The 17,791-nt window shown below is 64.2% G+C and carries 18 protein-coding genes and 1 tRNA gene; 1 reads left to right on the top strand and 18 read right to left on the bottom strand.

Annotation, left to right across the window (positions count from 1 at the left end; all coding sequences use genetic code 11):
* Window positions 1-40 precede the first annotated feature (40 nt).
* On the top strand, window positions 41-1,099 hold the full coding sequence (locus tag B5F74_RS04370; protein ID WP_087200318.1) for an aldose epimerase family protein: 1,059 nt from the start codon (window positions 41-43) through the stop codon (window positions 1,097-1,099).
* Between the two features lie 108 nt (window positions 1,100-1,207).
* Here the strand turns inward: B5F74_RS04370 and nagA are convergent, their stop codons facing one another.
* From nagA to B5F74_RS04280, 18 genes are all read right to left on the bottom strand, one after another.
* Window positions 1,208-2,368, bottom strand: coding sequence for an N-acetylglucosamine-6-phosphate deacetylase (gene nagA / locus B5F74_RS04365; protein ID WP_087200316.1), 1,161 nt, complete (start codon window positions 2,366-2,368; stop codon window positions 1,208-1,210).
* A 123-nt stretch (window positions 2,369-2,491) separates the two neighbouring features.
* Entirely contained in the window at window positions 2,492-3,652 is a 1,161-nt protein-coding gene (locus B5F74_RS04360; RefSeq protein ID WP_087200314.1) for an SIS domain-containing protein, read from the bottom strand.
* Window positions 3,653-3,881: 229 nt separating this feature from the next.
* The gene (locus B5F74_RS04355) at window positions 3,882-4,613 is read right to left on the bottom strand and encodes a GntR family transcriptional regulator (protein WP_066828649.1); all 732 of its coding nucleotides are present in this window, start codon (window positions 4,611-4,613) and stop codon (window positions 3,882-3,884) included.
* Window positions 4,614-4,819: 206 nt separating this feature from the next.
* Complete coding sequence (locus tag B5F74_RS04350) at window positions 4,820-5,893, bottom strand: PTS system mannose/fructose/sorbose family transporter subunit IID (RefSeq protein ID WP_087200313.1); 1,074 nt, start codon at window positions 5,891-5,893, stop codon at window positions 4,820-4,822.
* Complete coding sequence (locus B5F74_RS04345) at window positions 5,883-6,677, bottom strand: PTS sugar transporter subunit IIC (protein WP_066828653.1); 795 nt, start codon at window positions 6,675-6,677, stop codon at window positions 5,883-5,885. The genes B5F74_RS04350 and B5F74_RS04345 overlap by 11 nt, the downstream gene beginning before the upstream one ends.
* Before the next feature lie 93 nt (window positions 6,678-6,770).
* On the bottom strand, window positions 6,771-7,253 hold the full coding sequence (agaV, locus tag B5F74_RS04340) for a PTS N-acetylgalactosamine transporter subunit IIB (protein ID WP_066828655.1): 483 nt from the start codon (window positions 7,251-7,253) through the stop codon (window positions 6,771-6,773).
* A gap of 105 nt (window positions 7,254-7,358) precedes the next feature.
* Entirely contained in the window at window positions 7,359-7,643 is a 285-nt protein-coding gene (gene yajC, locus B5F74_RS04335) for a preprotein translocase subunit YajC (RefSeq protein WP_087200312.1), read from the bottom strand.
* Complete coding sequence (locus B5F74_RS04330) at window positions 7,643-8,083, bottom strand: PTS fructose transporter subunit IIA (RefSeq protein WP_066828659.1); 441 nt, start codon at window positions 8,081-8,083, stop codon at window positions 7,643-7,645. Before B5F74_RS04330 ends, yajC begins: the two co-directional genes overlap by 1 nt.
* Window positions 8,084-8,791: 708 nt before the next feature.
* A tRNA-Thr gene (locus B5F74_RS04325) sits at window positions 8,792-8,867 on the bottom strand.
* 89 nt (window positions 8,868-8,956) lie between these two features.
* The gene (locus tag B5F74_RS04320; protein WP_087200311.1) at window positions 8,957-9,430 is read right to left on the bottom strand and encodes a YhcH/YjgK/YiaL family protein; all 474 of its coding nucleotides are present in this window, start codon (window positions 9,428-9,430) and stop codon (window positions 8,957-8,959) included.
* Between the two features lie 175 nt (window positions 9,431-9,605).
* Window positions 9,606-10,844 carry a purine-nucleoside phosphorylase gene (locus B5F74_RS04315; RefSeq protein ID WP_087200309.1) on the bottom strand — a complete coding sequence of 413 codons (1,239 nt, stop codon included), beginning with the start codon at window positions 10,842-10,844 and terminating at the stop codon, window positions 9,606-9,608.
* A gap of 10 nt (window positions 10,845-10,854) precedes the next feature.
* Window positions 10,855-12,024: a hypothetical protein gene (locus B5F74_RS04310; protein WP_087200307.1), complete on the bottom strand. Its 1,170-nt coding sequence runs from the start codon at window positions 12,022-12,024 to the stop codon at window positions 10,855-10,857.
* 75 nt (window positions 12,025-12,099) lie between these two features.
* Window positions 12,100-12,798: a hypothetical protein gene (locus B5F74_RS04305; protein ID WP_087200305.1), complete on the bottom strand. Its 699-nt coding sequence runs from the start codon at window positions 12,796-12,798 to the stop codon at window positions 12,100-12,102.
* Window positions 12,799-12,804: 6 nt separating this feature from the next.
* Window positions 12,805-13,239, bottom strand: coding sequence for a hypothetical protein (locus B5F74_RS04300; RefSeq protein WP_087200303.1), 435 nt, complete (start codon window positions 13,237-13,239; stop codon window positions 12,805-12,807).
* Between the two features lie 3 nt (window positions 13,240-13,242).
* A complete protein-coding gene (locus tag B5F74_RS04295; protein ID WP_087200301.1) occupies window positions 13,243-14,343 on the bottom strand; it encodes an NAD(P)-dependent oxidoreductase in 1,101 nt (366 codons plus the stop codon).
* Window positions 14,344-14,499: 156 nt separating this feature from the next.
* Window positions 14,500-15,462, bottom strand: a complete 963-nt coding sequence (locus B5F74_RS04290) for a DegV family protein (protein WP_066828673.1) — start codon at window positions 15,460-15,462, stop codon at window positions 14,500-14,502.
* Between the two features lie 80 nt (window positions 15,463-15,542).
* Entirely contained in the window at window positions 15,543-16,127 is a 585-nt protein-coding gene (gene raiA, locus B5F74_RS04285) for a ribosome-associated translation inhibitor RaiA (RefSeq protein WP_087200298.1), read from the bottom strand.
* Window positions 16,128-16,305: 178 nt separating this feature from the next.
* Window positions 16,306-17,241, bottom strand: a complete 936-nt coding sequence (locus tag B5F74_RS04280; RefSeq protein WP_158095690.1) for an ABC transporter substrate-binding protein — start codon at window positions 17,239-17,241, stop codon at window positions 16,306-16,308.
* Window positions 17,242-17,791 lie beyond the last annotated feature (550 nt).

Here is a 17,791-nt window from a genome sequence, read left to right as displayed (position 1 = left end):
TGGGGGCAGCGAATTTACGCACCTCGAACAAGGAGGAACCATGATCAGCGCAACACCTTTTGGAACGACACCGGATGGCGCACAGGTCACCTGCTATGCCATCGACAACGGCAGCATCACCGTCCGTGTCATGGACTTCGGCGCCACCATCATCGGGATCGACGCCCCCGATGAGAACGGCGAGTGCGCCGACATCGTCTTGGGCTACGGAACGATCGACGGCTACACCGCGACCAACCCCTCCTGCTACGGCGCGACCATCGCCCCTTCCGCCAACCGTATCGGCGGCGCCGAGCTCACCATCGACGGCGAGACGTGGCACCTCGTGAAGAACGAAGGGGAGAACAACCTCCACACCGACCTCGATCACGGCCTGCACAAGCGCGTGTGGAACGCCGAGGTCATTGACGCCGAGAACACCGTCCGCTTCACCACCGCCCTCGCCCACGGCGAGCTCGGCCTTCCCGGCGAGCGCGCGTTCACGGCGGAGTACACGCTCACGCCCGCCGGCGTCCTGCGCCTGCGCTACGCGGCGACCTCCGATCGCCGCACGTTCGTGAACATGACCAACCATGCCTACTTCAACCTGGCCGGCCATGATTCCGGAAGCATCTTGGGACAGGTCGTCTCCGTCAACGCGTCGCAGGTGCTCGTCGTCGACGAGCACTCGGTTCCCACCGGGGAGCTGCGCGACGTCGAGGGCACCGCGTTCGATTTCCGCTCGCCCAAGCCGCTCGGCCGCGATATCGAGGCCGACGACGAGCAACTCCGCATCGCCCACGGCTTCGACCACTGCTTCTGCGTCGACGGGTTCCGCGCGACCGGCGCGCACCTGCGTCCCGCCCTCCACGCCGAAGACCCCGAGAGCGGCCGCGTGCTCGACATCTCCATCACGACCCCCGGCGCCCATCTGTACACGGGCAACTTCGTGGGCGACGAGCATGCCAAGGACGACGCGACCTACCGGGCCAACGACGGCTTTGCCTTTGAGCCCGAGTACTACCCGAACACGCCCAACATCCCGAGCTTCCCGCAGTGCTTCTGCGGACCCGAGCATCCGTACGAGAGCGTCATCGAGTACCGGTTCTCCACGCTCTAAAACATGCGGCCCCCTGCCGGGGGATGTGCACATGAAAAAGACGGCCGGGGGCGACCCCGACCGTCTTTTTCATGTGCACATCCCCCGGCAGGGGGCCGAGCAGAAGCTTTACGCCTTATACACCGACGCGCCGCCCAGATAGGTCTCAACGAGCGTCATATCGGGCTCGAGCACCACGAAGTCGGCCGCGCGGCCGGGACGGATCGAGCCGCACACGTCGTCGATCTCGTTGGCCTCGGCGGGCGCCTGGGTGGCCATGTAGACCGCCTGCTGCGGCGTGGCGATGCCCCAGTCGACCACGTTCTTGACCGCCTGGTTCATGCGCAGGATGGAACCGGCGAGCGAGCCGCCGTCCTTCAGGCGCGCCGTGCCGTCCTTCACGATCACCGGCAGCTCGCCCAGGAAGTAATCGCCGTCCGGCATGCCGCCGGCGCACATGCAGTCGGTGATGAGGCAGGTGTGCTCGCGGCCCTTGGCGTTCATGACGATGGCGGCAGCGAACGGATTCACATGATGGCCGTCGCAGATGAGCTCGGAGAACGACTTATCGCCCGAATACAGCGCGGCGCCGACCATGCCGGGCTCGCGATGATGCAGCGGGCTCATGCCGTTGTACGTGTGGACGAACACCGTCGCGCCGGCGTCCAGGCAGGCCAGGGCCTCCAGGATGCCCGCATCGGAGTGGCCGAGCGCCACGACGACGCCCATCTTGCGCGCCTCGCGAATGAAGTCCGGGCTCTCCGGGTACTCGGCGGCGATGGCGATCTTCTTCACGAGGCCGTGCGCGGCATCCTGCCACACGCGCAGCTTCTCGATCTGCGGGGCCGACAGGTAGGCCGGGTTCTGAGCACCCTTGTGCTTCTCGGTAAAGAACGGGCCCTCCAGGAAGATGCCCTGGATGCGCGCCATGGGCTCCTCGCCCGGTTCCTCGCTCGCCTCGTACACGCTTGCGCAGGCGTCGGCGAGCTGCTCGGTGGTGGCGGTCAGCGTCGTCGGCATCCACGAGGTCACGCCGTTGCGCAGGATGCCGCGGGAGATGGTGCGCACGCTGTCGGCCTTGCAGTCCATGACGTCATGATCGTCGAACCCGTGGATGTGCGTGTCGACGAAGCCGGGGGCGATCTGCTTGCCCGTGTAGTCGAGAATCTCGCAGTCGGGCTTCTCAGTCGTATAGGCGCCGAACACGCCGTCCTCGACCATCAGATAACCGCCGTGCGCAACACGCGTCGGGAAGAAGAACGTATCGGCGGTAATCGCATAGGTGCTCATGCTGAGCTCTCCTTTCACATTCTGCAGGTGCTGCAGCTGAAGGGTACGCCCCCTCGTGTAGTAAAATGCCCACCCCGCCGGACTCGACGAGGCGGGCTGGGCAAGCTGTCGCGTCGCGCTTACTTACGCGCCGTAGGGATGGATCGTGACGCCCTTCACCACGCGGTTGACGGTGCCGGTGGGGCTCGGCGTGTCGGGCGTGTTGCCCACGCGCACGGAGTTGAGCAGGCTCACGGTCTGGCCGACCATGATGAACGGCAGGGCCAGGTAGCCCTCGGGCAGCGCGTCGTAACCCTTGAACGTGAAGGAGGCGTGCTCGAAGGCGGTCGCGCCCTCCTGCTGGATGGCGATCGTCTTCATGGCGATGCCGTCGCCGTTGATCTCCTCAAGGATGTCGAGGTCGTACTGGCGGGTGTACTCGTCGTTGTTCACGAACACGAACACGAGCGTCTTGTCGTCGACGAAGGACTTGGGCCCGTGACGGTAGCCCATCGAGGTGTCCCACGAGGTGGCGACAAGACCGCGGGCGAGCTCGAGGATCTTGAGCTGAGCCTCCTGGGCGAGGCCGCCGAAGGAGCCGGAGCCCAGATAGGTCATGCGGTTGAAGTCGCAGTTCAGGAACTCGGCGATCTCGGCCTCGCGAGCAACGACCTCCTCGCCCATCTTGGCAGCGGTCTCGATCCATGCGGCCTTGGCGTCCTCGTCAGAGCAATCGAACAGCAGCATGGTGATGAGCGACATACACGAATAGCTGCCCGTCATGGCGAAGCCCTGGTCGTTCGCGCGCGGGATCAGGATCGTGTAGGCGTTCGGGTCGTCGGCGGACTCGACGGCGAGCTTGCCCTCGGGGGCGCAGGTGATGTTCAGGAACTTGATGTTCTTCACGACCTTGCGGGCGACCTCGACGGCGGCAAGGCTCTCGGGGCTGTTGCCGGAGCGGGCAAAGGAGACGAGCACGGTCGGATCGTCCGGACGCAGGAAGTCGAGCGGCGCGGAGACGATGTCGGTAGTTGCGACGGGCATGAAGTTGAAGGCGTCGGTGTCGCCGGCGTGACGCAGGTAGGGCGCCACCGTGTCGCCGACGTAATCGGACGTGCCGGCGCCTGCGAACACGACGCTCACGCGACCGAGCTTCTTGATATCGGCCAGGAACTCCTCGACACCCGCCTTGTTCTCCTTGTAGATGTTGTAGGCGTCGCGCCACAGATCAGGCTGCTGCTTGATCTCGGTCGTGGTGATGTGGGCGCCCATGGCCTTCAGCGCCTCGAGGTCCTTCTCGAACATTTCTACTCCTTTGCAAACAAGCTCGGCTTGGCGACGAAGCCGTCGACAAGCACTGACACCACGTATCAGGGGACCGCGCATCCTCTGTCGGCCGCAAGCCCCCCAGATGACAGGGCATCCCCTACCCGTCTCGACAGGTCGAACGTAACCGGTCTGTCGTGCACGAGTGCCCCTGCGAGGGCCGAGTGCGTGCTCGCTCAGCTCTCGCAGGTGCACTGAGGTGCTCGGATCATTCGTTCCGATAGTGGAAGATCTTGTATTTGAACTGGTCAGCACGGGCAACGGAGAGCGTGTACTCGATGATCTCGTTGCCCATGTTGTACGTGGTCCGCACCAGGTCGAGCACGGGCGCGCCCTCGCTGATGTCGAGCAGATGCGCGTCGGCGGGGCGGGCGATGCTCGCGAAAAACTCCTCCTCCGCCACGCGGATCTTCTCGTGGAAGTACTGCTCGATGACGTGATAAAGCGACTCATGCTCGAGCATGGGGCGCTTGAGCGACATGAACTTGCGCACCGGAAGATAAGTCCGCTCGACCATCATCGGAACGCCGTCGGCGCTGCGCAGGCGCTTGATCTTGAAGAGCTTGTCGCCGATGCGCACGCCCAGGCTGCTGGCAAGGTTCTTGTCCGACTCGATCTCGGAGAACTCGAGGATGGTCGTCGCGGGCTTACGGCCCAACTCGCGCATCTGCTCGGTGAAGCTGTAGGTCTGGGAGAGGTTTGTGGTCTGCACGGAACGGTCGGCCACAAAGGTCCCGCGCCCGTGCTGGCGCACGACGAGACCCAGGCGCTCGAGCTCCTGCAGCGCCAGGCGCACCGTTGTGCGCGACAGGCCGTAGTACTTGGAGAGCTCGCGCTCGGAGGGCAGCATGTCGCCGGGGCGGTACTCGTGCTCGATCTTCTCGGTCAGAATATCCACCAGCTGGTCATACAGCGGCTGTTTGCGAGCTGCGATCGCCATGCGCGTCACCCTCCTTACCGGTTATGCGAAAAGACGACCCGGACAGATCTCCTCGAATTCCGAGGGGAACTGTCCCAGCGGTCTCGCCGCATGCGAAAAAACAATACGGCCGCGTCCCTCAACGCGTGCGGGTCGCGGCCGTTCACATCGATCTCAATGTGAGCAGGGATGCGCACGTAGGCGCGCGCATCCCTGCTAAACCGTCCTTAACCCCAGAGGTTGATGAAGGGGAGGGCGCCGACGATGCCGATGATGAGCAGCAGAACGATGCCCTTGATCGGCGTGAAGTTCTTCTTGGCGAACAGGAAGTACAGCAGAAGAACGAGCGCGAGCGGGACGAGCTTGGGCAGCACGGAGTCGAGCGTGGAGGCCACGGAGTAGGAAACCGGAGTCTCGGTAACCTCGCCGTAGGTGACCTGGCTCATGCCGTTGCCCAGGTCGACGATGCCGGTCTCGACGGCGTTGCCGTCGGCGTCGGCAGCGGTCAGGGCGTTGCCGTCCATATCGCTGATGGCGAGCGTACCGGCCTCGGCGGTGTCGGTGTCGACAGCCAGGTCAGCGAAGTTCTCGGCATCCTCGTTGGAGACGACGATGGTGTGGGCAGCAAGGCCGCGGGTGGTGCCGTTGGGGATCGTGAGGTTGATCTGGGTGGCACCCATGGTGACGGTCAGGCAGCCGACGACGAAGACGCCGAGGATGGAGGCTGCACGGGTGAACGCCTGCATGTTGGCGGTCAGCGCATCGATGGCGCCGGTGCCCACACGGTAGGACCAGTTCATCAGGCCGAAGCGGCAAGCGAACTGAGCGATGTTGAAGATCACCAGGAAGATGATCGGAGCGGCGATGTTGCCGGCGATGGCCATGTTCGAGGTGATGCCGGCCGTGATGGGCACGAGCGTCAGCCAGAACAGGGCGTCGCCGATGCCGCCCAGAGGCGAGGCCGCGGAAATGCGGACGGCGCGGATGGTCTGGGTATCAACCTTGTTCTGCTCGAGGGACAGAACGATACCCATAACGAAGGTCACCAGGAAGGGGTGCGTGTTGATGAAGTCCAGGTTGTGGTACATCGACGCCGCGAGGTCCTTCTTGTTGGTGTGGACCTTCTCCAGACCGGGGATCATGGCGAACAGCCAGCCACCGGACTGCATGGTCTCGTAGTTGAACGAAGACTGAAGCCAGCAAGAGCGCAGGGCCATACGGTTCAGAGTCTTCTGGTCGACCTGCGGAGCAGGGGTCAGATCCTCATAGCGCTCGGGGACGACGAACTCATTAGATGCCATCAGAGAAGTCACCTCCGTCAAATGCGCCCTTCAGCTCGGTCTGCTGCTGGAAGTCCCAGAAGGCGATGCCGAAGCCGATGAGGGTAAGGATGAGCAGAGCGGGGCCGGCGATGGCCTCGATGTTGCTCGCGATCAGGGCAAGGCCGAAGCCCATGAAGAAGAAGCCCCACATATCGCGATTCATCATGATCTTGAGCAGGATGGCGAAGCCGACGAACTTCATCATGTTGCCCGCCTGGGACAGACCGGTGTTGAGCCATGCGGGGATGGCGTCGACGATCTGCTGGCCGACGGCGAGGCCGCCGATGAAGAACAGGGTCACGATGACAGCGAAGATCAGGCCGAGGATGATCTCGGAGATGATCGTCCACTTGGTGATCGCCTTGGTGTCGGCCTTCTCGGCAGCGCTGCGGAAGAACTCAAGCAGCGGAGCGCGCAGCGTGAAGAACAGGGTCACGCCGTACTGGCCGAGGAGCGCGAACGGAATCGCGGTGGCAACGGCCATATCCGGATCCATGTCGAGCGTGCAGGCGAAGATAGCAGCCATGATGCCGCCGATGACCGCGTTGGGCGGCTGGGCACCTCCGATCGGCATGTTACCGATGGTCATGAGCTGATACGTACCACCGACGATCAGGCCGGTGTTCACATCGCCAAGGATGGCACCGATGATAGCGCCGGTGACGATGGGCTGGTACAGCGACTCCAGGAAGTCGAACTGGTCGATAGCCGCGACGAAGGTGACCAAGAAGACCAAAATGATCTGAACAGCATTAACGTCCATCTATGCTCCTCCTTTCGAATGTGTTCAATGCGAACTGTTACGACTGTTTGCGCCGGGCACATGCCAACCGACGCGCTTGAGAGACGACGACTCTTAGCTGAAGAGCTTGCTGACGTCCTCAACCGGCGTGCTCGGAACACGCCTGATCTCCAGTTCCACCCCCAAATCCTGAAGCTCCTTGAAAGCGGCGACGTCGGCGTCGTCAACGGCGACCGTCGTTGCAACCTGCCGCTTTCCCTCCGACATGTGCATGTTGCCGATGTTGACCTTCTTTATAGGCACCCCGCCCTTGACGAGCTTCAGCACGTCCTGCGGAGTCTCGGCCACGATGAAGATCTTCTGCTTGGGCGACGCCTTCGCGATGATGTCGATGGTGTGCTGCAGCGAGAAGAAGCGGGTGGCGACGCCGGCCGGGGCCGCCATCTTCATGAGGTTCTGGCGCATGGTGTTGTTGGAGACCTCGTCGTTGGCAACGAGGATGAGGTTGGCGCCCAGGGTGGAGTTCCACTGGGTGGCGACCTGACCATGGATCAGACGATTGTCGATGCGGGTAAGAAGAATGTTGGGCTCTGCCATGTTGATACGCATCCTTTCGAATCTGCTCTGGAGTCCTGTACGTACGATGCTGTTTATTCAGGGAGCCAACGCGTAGAAGGTCCCGAAAAACCGAATCCCTGGAGGTTAGCGCTGGATTTCCTGGATGGCGTAGCGGGAGACATCCATCACGGCGCCGGAACGAACCTTAACCTCGACCTTGTCGCCGTTGATGCTCTTGATGGTTCCGTAGATACCGCCGGCGAACATGATCTCCTGGCCTGGGGCGAGCTCGTTGTGAAGCTCCTTGAAGTAGTTGCGCTTCTTCCTGACGCCCACCTGAGACCAGATCAGGTAGACGACCCCCATGATGGCGAAAAGTATCAGCAGCGCCACCGAGGAGGACAGAACGCTTCCCCAGAAGCCCTCCATTAAATACCGTCCTCGCCGTCAAACTCGTCGCCCTCGGGAACGGAGGCCTCGAGCTTCTTGTGGACGATGCCCATCTTGCCGATCTCGACCGCCTGGTCGGCGAGCTCGTCGAGCGTCGAGCCTGCACCGCGGGTGAGCAGAAGCTCGATCAGCATGGGCAGGTTGGCACCGGTGACCACCTCGACATCGGCGATGTCCTGGGAGATCATCATGGCCTGGTTGAACGGCGTGCCGCCCAGCAGGTCCACGAACACGAGGACGCCGTCGGTCTCGGCGCGCATGGCGCTGATGGCGGCGCGGAGGTCCTCGCCGTAGCTGGCGGCCTTGGACCCGTCAAACGGAACGATCTGGAACGCGGGCTGGTCGCCGGCGACCATGTCGATAGCGCTCGCAAGACCGTTGGAGAACTGAGCGTGCCCCGTAAGGATGAAACCGATCATGAAACCCACCTTTCCGCGGGATGCTTTTTCTCGCAGCCGCCTGCTTCTCTTCACGAAAACTGGTAGTAACCACGTGACGTGTGACTCCATTCTAGCAGGCGCACGATTGTTTGTTATGTGTTTTCCTGCAAGCGGTCCCAATCCGCCACTCACAGACGTTTTTCTACCGTCCACCCTACTTTTTGCGTCATTACCAGCACATTTTTTCTTCTGAATTCCCCTTGAGCGGATAGTCTTTCACCTGCTGGAACAGGCTATTTTATTTCGTAAAAGTAAAATTGCGTACTCCGCACTTCCTTCATATATGTGATGAACAACGAACTGGTATGAACTGGTTCGCTTTGTCTGCTTACACGTTTAACCATCCCCACTGGTCCACACCTCTTGCAAATCGGGGACGTACCTTTTTCTTGCACGCACGCGAGGGGAATACCGAGGGACCGTGCGCCCTTCCCTGCCGTTCATGAGCCTTTGCGCGAACCTCGAGATGCATCTCAAGGCCTTTATAACCCCTGCTAGGCTCCCTGCGGCCTTGATTCGCGGGCTTTAATGCGCCGGACACGAGCCCGAAAACGAATGGTAGCGAGTGCAAACCGGGGACGTACCTTCCGCGTGCATTAATGCACGCGGAAGGTACGTCCCCGGTTTGCACTCCCCCGATGGCGCGGCATGAAAAAGGGTCCCTGTGGGGACCCTTTTTGCAATCAATGGAGCCAACGAGCGGATTCGAACCGCTGACCCACGCATTACGAGTGCGTTGCTCTACCAGCTGAGCCACGTTGGCTTGTATTGGCCGGATTTCTGCATCCGACGATTGCTTATAGTACGGCCTGACGGGCGATAGCGCAAGGGGTCAGTTTCGCCTCCACAAAACTACGCATCCCAGCAATCGTCGGCAAGCACCTTGAAGCAAATCTTCTTGACCGGCTGCGCGCCGTCGTCACCGTATTGGAGCGTGGGCATATGCGGCTCGCCGACGACGAACACCGCGAACTTCCCATCCGCCAGATCGCCCTCGATAAAGGCGCCGGCGTCCACGAGCTCGAAGTCGTCCGCCTCGTTGAACGGCTCCACCTGCACGGTATCACCCAGCGCGACGCGATACGCCTCGCGCCCCGAAAGGTCGATCTGCACATCGTGGTAGCGACGATGCGTCTCGTAGTGCGCCTCGGAAGCGCACCGGGTGGTGGCCTCCATCACGTTGGCGTACACCTTGTCGCCCAGGATCTCATGGCTTCCGCACGCAAGCTGCGCCGGATCGTTTTCCTCAAGCCAGTCGATCAGTACATCGAGTCCGCGCATCATCCCCCGGTACCGGGGCAGATCGGTCAGTGCACCGCAAATCATTCGTGCCATTCTCTCATGGTTACGACCGCGCCGCTCCCGTGCAGCGCGGCACATGCCTCGTACACCATACCAGCCCGCAACGCCCGCAGCACCCGCACCTGTAAACGGCATCGGCCCGAAGCGGCGCATCGCGCCCGGCGCCCCGCCGCGCGAAGAGGCGGCGGGCTGCATCCGCCTACGCGTGCGAGCCTCCCAGATAGCGCAGGACGCCCAGGATGATCTTTTGGCAGACCTCGCCCCCGCGCTCGGCCTCCTCCAGCACCTCAGCATGCGTGTTAGACGCCAGCCCGGCCTTGTTGGTCACGAGCGTGAGCCCCAGCACCTGCATGCCCAGCGCATGCGCCATGATCGCCTCGCAAACCGTGGACATGCCCACGTAGTCGGCTCCGAGCACGCCCAGCGCGCGCACCTCGGCCGCCGTCTCGTAGGTCGGGCCCAGAAGCCCGGCGTACACGCCCTCGGCAAGCGGTGCGCCGGCATCCTGCGCGGCGGCGCGGGCGAACTCCGCCAGATAGCTCGAGTACCCGCCCGCCATGGAGATGAACGGCACCTCGATCTCGGCTTCCGCCACGCACGCGGCGCTCGCCAGCGGATTCACGCCGGTCAGGTTCATCTGGTCGCGGATGATGCCCGTCGTACCCGGCTCGATATCGCCCACCGCGCCCGAGGCGCAGGTGAGGATGATGTCCCGGCAACCCAGGCGGTGGGCATGGCGGATGAGGGAGGTCACCTCGAGGGCGGAGTACCCCTGGTACAAATGCACGCGGCCGGGATAGACCACCACCGGCACGCCGTCGATCGTCCCCACGAGCACCTCGAAGCGATGTCCCTCGACCGGAATCGCCTCGGCAGGGAACCCCTCGATGTCCTCATAGGGAATGCGGCGCACCGCGCGCACGCGATCGGCCACAGTGCCCAGGCCGCTTCCCAGCACGATGGCCGCCGGATGCTCAAAACTCGGCTCGCAGTACTTGACCAGCTCTTCATCGACCACGGTGAATCCCTCCCGCTTCAGCATCTGCGCCGCCACGCCGTCGCCCGGCACCACCCGTCCGGAAAACGTCCCGTCGTAGATGGCGCCCGACCCGCATGACGGACTCCGTGCCTTCAGGATAGCAAGCCGTGCACCCGAGGCCTTCGCGATATCGACCGAACGGGCCGCACCGTCCGTGTACGCGCGCGTCACGTCGACGCCGTCGGAGCGCACGACGCGGTCCCCTCGCACCTCGGCGGGCGTGCGCGGGCACTGCAGGCCGCCGAGCATCTCGGGGCAGATGGACGCCACCGCGCGCTCGCCGCCTTGAGCGCGCAGCCGCCGGGCCAGGCGCAGACACCCCAAATGAGGCTTGGAGCCCCCATCGTAGCGACAGGCGGCTCCAAGCAGGCAATCACTTATGACGATGCGCAGCGGCATGCGCGCATCCTTACTGGTACAGACCGTACAGGTCGATGTCGGCGTTCGCGAACAGGCCGTTGCGGAACTCCGACCACGTCGTGGTGGCCTCGGAGCTCGACTGCGCGTACAGCTGGTAGGCGGTGTAGTAGGCGGTCAGCGCCTGCTCGTAGCTCGCGGAGTCGGCCGTGAAATCGGTGCCCGACAGCGCACTGTAGTAGGGGCCGTCCTGCGAGGCCCAGGTGCCGGCAGCGCTGTCCCACTCGTCGCCGGCGAGCCCGATGATGTAGTCGGCGTATTCCTTGGAGCGCGTCGAGGTGTCGCCGTTCTCGGGCTCCGTGGGCGCCGTGGGCACCGTCGAGGTGCTCTCGGGGACGATCTGGTCGTACAGCTTCTGCAGGGTCGCCTGCTGACGCACGATCTCTTTGGCCTGGTCCTCGCTCACCTGGTACTGCTCGGCCATGGTAGCGAAGTCGGACATGCCGATGGTGTCCTGGGCGAACTGGATCATCTCGTCCTCGGAGACCGTGATGCCGCGCGCGTCGGCCTCGCCCAGAAGGATCTGGTTGCGCACGTAGGCGATCGCGGTGTCGGCGGTGGGCGTCGGGTAGGTGCCGTCGTCCTGTTTCACCGCATCCAGGCTGTACTGCGACTCGATGAGCTCGCGCGCCGTCACGTCGTGGTCCTCGCCGTTGTACGAATACCGGGCGACCGTGGTGTCGAGCTGGTCGTCGGTGAGCGTCGCCGTGTCGATGCCCTCGGCACCCGAGGCGAAGCCGCCCGAACCGATGAAGTAGCCGACCACCGCGGCGACGATCACGCAGATGACGGCGATGGCCGCGAACAGCGGCATCTTGCTCTTGCCGCCGCCCGTGCCGCCCGCACCGGTGCCGTCCTTCGTGTCGGAAGGCCCGCGCGGGACATCGGACGACGCCGCGGGCTCGGCGTCCTTCGCATCGTCGGCGTCCTTCTTGGCATGGCGGCCGAAATGGCTGCCAGCGCCCGCGGCGCCCACGGCGCTCTGCTCCTGGGCGTCATCGGCCTCGTCCTCGCCGTCGGCCTCGGCGGCGATGTCCTCGGCGCTTTTGCCGGCGACCAGATCGTACTCGGGCGTCGGCAGGTCATCGGGCGTATCGGAGCGCTCGATGATCTCGATGCCGTCGATGACGTCGTGCTCTTCCTTCTTCTGAACCAGACCCATGGGTAGGTACTCCTTCACTCAGGCGCGAGCCCGCATGCGCGAGCGCGCGCGTCGGCAGCCGCAGGTCCTTTGCGGCTACTCCTCGTCGTCGTCCATGTCGCTGTCCTTGGCGACAGCGCGGGCGCGCTTCTGCGGATGGTCGAGCTTGAAGCGCTTGACCAGCGCATTGTAGATCTCCCCGGAACGGGCCTTGAGGTAGGAGCCCTTCCCGTTCTCGGCATCGAACTGTAGGCGGCCGGCCAGCTCGCTCGCCACGCCGCCCTCGATCTTGCCCGACGCGAACGTGTGCAGGCAGCCGAGCATATCGCGATACTCGAGATCGCCGTGATAGCACTGAATCGCCTCGTCGAGGATCGGCCACACCTTCTTGGAGCGGCCGCGCTCCGTAGCGCCCCACGTGCACAGCATGCGGAACGCCGACAGGCGAAGCGTCGACGACAGGTCGTCGAACAGGGCGGCCTCGGCCCCGTCGTAGGCGGCGCCGATCTCCTTGGCGTGATCGGGCACGAGGATCGTCAGCGCGTCAAGGATCTCCCAGCGCGTCTGCGCCTCGGGGCGATACAGCGCGTCGATGAGGTCGGAGATGTAGGGTACGAGCAGGTCGGGTTCGCGTTCGGCGAGCAGATGAACCACGCGCGCGGCAAGCTGGCGCTTCAAGCGGCTGCGGCCGGCAAGGTCGTCGATCAGGGCCGCCAGCGCATCGCGGTTGTGCTCGACGCCGGCCAGACGCTGGGCCTCCTCGGCGGTCAACTCCTGGTTTAGCTCTTCTGCCATAAACTATTACCTCGCATCCTTTGCGTTCGTCCGTGTCTTGGACCGCTTGTCCTCGGTAACCGAGATCAGATCCGGAGCCGGCGCGCCTTCCTTCCGGCGGCGACGGCGCTCCTCGCCGCCTCCCCGCTCGGCGGTCTCACGGTGCGAGCGGTTGACGTTGAACATCTTATCAAGCGCGCGCCACGGACCCGTCGACTCCCCGAAGGCCATCTTGAGCCCCGCGATGCAGCCGGCAAGCAGGCCGATGATCGCGCCGTAGAGCAGCGGCAGCCCCGCGAAGATGAACGCGAGCAGCACGGTGACGATAATCGCCGCGGCGTTCATCTTCCAGTAGTCCGCCTTGGTGACCGCACGCTCGCCCACATTGCTGCCGATCAGAAACCCGATGTAGACGCCGAACAGCAACAGCAGCAGCGAGCAGATAAGAAATGCTATCTCCATGCGCTACTCCGCGTGGTCCTCATCGTGATGGTGCCCGCAGGCGCACTCGTGGCCATCGTCGTGATGGTGGCCGCCGCAGCACTCGTGGTCGTCGCCGCGGTGGTGATCATGGCCGCAGGTGCACTCGTGGTCGCCATGGCCGTGGTCGTGGCCGCAGCCGCACTCGTCGTCCTCTTCGTGGGCGGCGGTGTACTTGGACCAGTCGAGACCGGCGGCGACCGCCTCGGCCTCCTCCTGGTACAGCAGCGTGACGGCCTGTGTGCCCAGCTCGCCGCCGCCGATGGCCTCGAGCATGTCGTAGAGCGTGAAGGCGGTGTCGGCGCCGGGCAGCGCGATCTCCTTCTCCTCGGCGACCTGCAGCGCCAGGCCGATATCCTTGAGGAAGTGCTTGACCATGAAGCCGGGCTTCCAGTCGCCCACGAGCGACTTGGGCGCGAGCTGCTCCATGGCGCCGGACTTGCCCGTGCCGCCGAGAATCATCTCGCGCGTGAGGTCCAGATCGAGATCGGACTGCTGGGCGAACGACAGGGCGTCGGCCATGCCCACCATGGACGCGGCGAGCGACACCTGGTTGGCGAGCTTGGCCGCCTGGCCCTTGCCCGCGCCGCCGAAGCAGAAGATCTTGGCGGAGAAGGTCTCGAGCACCTCGCGAACCGGGGCGATGTCGGTCTCGGTGGCGCCGATGATCAGCGTGAGCGTGCCGGCGATCGCGCCCGCCTCGCCGCCGGTCACCGGGCAGTCGAAGGCGTGCTTGCCCATGGTCTCGGCGGCCTCGGAGATGTCGCGGGCGAGCTCGGGCGAGCTCGTGGTCAGGTCGATGAGGTAGGCGCCGGGCTTCGCGGACTGCAGCAGGCCGTCGCCCGCCAGGTAGATCTCCTCGACGTCGGTGGGGAAGCCGACCATGGTGAACACGACATCGGCGTCCTTCGCCGCCTCGGCGGGGCTTTCCGCCCAGTGCGCGCCGCGCGCGACGAGATCGTCGGTCTTGGATTTCGTGCGGTTGTAGACCGTGACGTCGTACCCGGCGTCCAGGATGTGGCCGGCGATGGGGGCGCCCATGATGCCGGTGCCGATAAACGCGATGCTGGGCTTCTTGTCTGCCATGTAACGAACTCCTATCTCAGGTGTGTATAGCCAAATCAAAACACGTATCTACCCACAACCCGCCCCCTCGCGCACGTCTCACGCGAGAAACACGGGCCTCGGTGGCATGCCGGCCAGGCCATCCCGCATCCGGCACGAGGTCGCAGCCGAGATGCGCTATGCGTCCGCGCCGCGCACCTTCTTGGCGATACGGTCGGTGAGCGAGATCTTCTCGGCGCGGTCGCGCCCCCAGAAAATCAAGGCGACCATGCCCGGGCCCACATGCGCGCCGATGGTGGGGCCGACCGCCCCGCGGATGATCGTGATGTCGGAGCAGCCCTCCTCCTTGCGCACCGCGGCCTCGACCCAGTCGGCGTCCTTTTCCGCATCGGCCGACACGATCGTGATGGGCAGCGAGGGGTCGAGCACGTAGTTTTCCTTGAACGACTTGATGAGCGACTTGAGCGCCTTCTTGCGGCCGCGGTTGACGCCGATCAGCGACAGCGAGCCGGACAGGTCGAAGGAGAGCTCGGGCTTGATGTCGAGCTTGGAGGACAGCTGGGCAGCCGCCGGCGGGATGCGGCCTCCCGCAGCCAGCGAATCCAGGCTGTCGAGCGTGAAGTAGCCGTGCACGTAGGTCTTGGCCTCGTCCGCCCACGAAGCGATCTGCTTGGCGGAAAGGCCGGCGGCGCGCTGGCGCACCGCCTCGAGCGCCAGCAGCTCGCCGCATGCGCAGGGCAGCGCGTTGTCCACCACGTAGAGCTCGAAGTCGGGGTACTGCTCGCGCACCTGATCGGCCGCGGACAGCGCCGAGTTGTAGCTGCTCGAGAGCGCCGAGGTGAAGCACAGGTAGACCGTCGGCGTGCCCTCTTTGGCGCACTCGGTGAAAAACTCGAGGTAGCGGCCGAGCGACACCGCCGACGTGGACGCCTTCACGCCCGAGCGCAGCTTGTCGTAGAACTCCTTGGGCGTGATCGAGGTCCAGATGTCGTCGGTGTACTCCTCCCCGTCCAGGATATAGGGGAAGCCCAGGATGTCGACATCGAGCGACGCCGCGATCTGCGGCGTCAGGTCGGCGCAGGTGTCGACGACGATCCGCGCGCGCTGCGCGTGACCGGAACCCGCTGAGGTGCTGTTCATAGAAACCCTTTCGCGTATCAAAAAAGCGGCCACCCCGCATGGGATGGCCGCCATCCGAAAACGTCATGCTTGAGAGCATTCTACTCGTCGGGGTCCTCGATCTTGGGCTTGATGATGCCGTATCCACCATTCTTACGGTGATAGACCACATTGATCAGACCCGTGGTGGCGTTTTCGAACACATAGAAGTCATGTCCGAGCAGATCGGTCTGGACGAGGGCCTGCTCCTCGGTCATCGGCGTGATGTCGATGATCTTCTCGCGGACGAGCTGGTCGTCCTCCTCCTCGGGAATCAGCAGGTCCGCCAGATCCTCGACGGGCTTGACGGGCGCGACGTCCGCCGCCGACGGGCCCTGCTGACGGTTGTCCACGACCTTGGTCTTGAACTTGCGCAGCTGACGGGTGACCTTGTCGGACGCGATGTCGATGGCCGAGTACATATCGGTGCCGTGCTCGGCGACGCGGATGACCGAGCCGCGGGCGCGAACCGTGACCTCGACGATGGCAGGGGTGGGATTTGAGGGGTTCTTCTCATAACGCAGGACGACGTCGACGGTCATGGGTTCTATGTCGAACACCTTGCACGCCTCGCCGACCTTCTCTTCTACGCGCGCACGCAGAGCATCGGTAACTGTGGTCTTCCGCCCAGAAACCTTGATATCCATACGTGGCTCCTTTTCTATCCGGGAACAGGACGTATCTGTGTTGTACCCACAAAATTTGGTAGAAAAACGGCAAATGAAACTCGCCCGTTGGCGAATTTGACGCCGCCGAACACCGATACGAGCGTCTCGCGGGACCGATATTAGGTTATGCGAAGCCGTCCGACCCTGATGCGCCGCCTTATGCGCCGAGCTCGTTGATGTCGACGCCGTCGAGCAGCATGATGCCGGTGTCCCCGCCGTCGCCGGTCGCATCGTCGGGACCGGTGGACTCGACCGTGATGCCCGTGAGCATGTGGTCGGAAAGCGACACGGGCAGCGTCCCGAACCAGGTGGCGTGGATGGCGTCGAGCGTGCCGTCGTCCGCCATGTCCTCAAGCGCGCCGTTCACCTCGTCGATCAGGGTGGAGCTGCCCTCGCTCGCCGCGATGCCCAGCACGTTCACCGCATCGAGCGTGCCCGCGAACGAGACGCCCTCGTAGGCACGCGCAAGGTAGCCGCCGCTCGTCGCGTCGCACGCCACGCAGTCGACCTCGCCGGAGCTCAACGCCTCGAAGCACTCGTTCACGTTCATATAGGTGCTCTGCTGGCCGACGACTCCCGCCTTGTTCAGGGAATCCTGGGCGGCGGAGGAGCCCTGCACGCCAACGGTCATGGACGCCAGGTCGTCGACGCTCAGCGTCTGGCCCTCGTCGGTTTTGGCGAACAGCGCCGAGGAGTCTTCCAGGCAGTCGCCGAACACGGCGATCGATTCGTCCTCGTCGGATGTCGAGGCGCCGAGATAGATGTCCGCTTGGCCCGATTCGAGTACCTGAGACGAGCTGGTGGCGTCCACAAAGGAGACCTTGAGGCCCAGGCGATGCGCAAGTGCGGCGGCCACGTCGGCATAGTAGCCGGTCACGGTGCCGTCGGCATCGGTGATTCCCTCGGGGGCGCTCGCCGTGTCGAACGCGACGGTCAGCACGCCCTCCTGCACCAGGTCGCCCGACCCGAGCGCAGGTGCGACCTCCTCGCGCACCACGTCCGCACGCGAGGGGATAAGCAACGAGCATCCGCACGAACCTATGGCGGCGGCCAACGCAAGCGCCGTCGCAACAGCTCGACCCGTTCGCCCCATCCCAGCGCAACCCATCTCGACCGTCACCATCCATCCGTATGAGCAGCGCGGGAGCCGAACACGCCTCCCGCGCGCTTGCTGCAGTTTGTTCCCCCAGCTGACCTGGTCTTTGACCCCACACCTGCGCACCGGGACGTTTGCTCAGTCCGCCGCAGCGGACATCACGACTAGCCCGCTCGCCCGCGGGGCGCGTTTCGCCCCTGGCATGTAGAACGGACGGTGCGGCTTACCTCTAGGACGCGCCATGATCGCGCCGCGCGCACGCGGTCGCTTACGTGGATCCCTTTGGCCGCGTCTGCCTTGGACTAGGAAGAGCGTTTCGGCAGGTCGCCGCGCTCATCCGCAACCACAGCCTGGTGGGAACGATGCGCAGTATACCAGCTTGCGACCGCTTCAACGCAAAATTGACGCACTGTTCATCATGGGAAACGCCGATCGGCTCGTGCCTTCCCCTAGGAGGGGGACGGAGGTGCCGATGACACAGAGCGGACCCCTTCGCCCTTCTCGGGAGTGCAAATCGGGGGACGTACCTTCCGCGTGCACTAGTGCA

It is taken from the genome of Collinsella sp. An271 (genome assembly GCF_002159695.1).
GTDB lineage: Bacteria > Actinomycetota > Coriobacteriia > Coriobacteriales > Coriobacteriaceae > Collinsella > Collinsella ihumii.
This window is presented reverse-complemented; position numbering and strand designations above follow the sequence as displayed.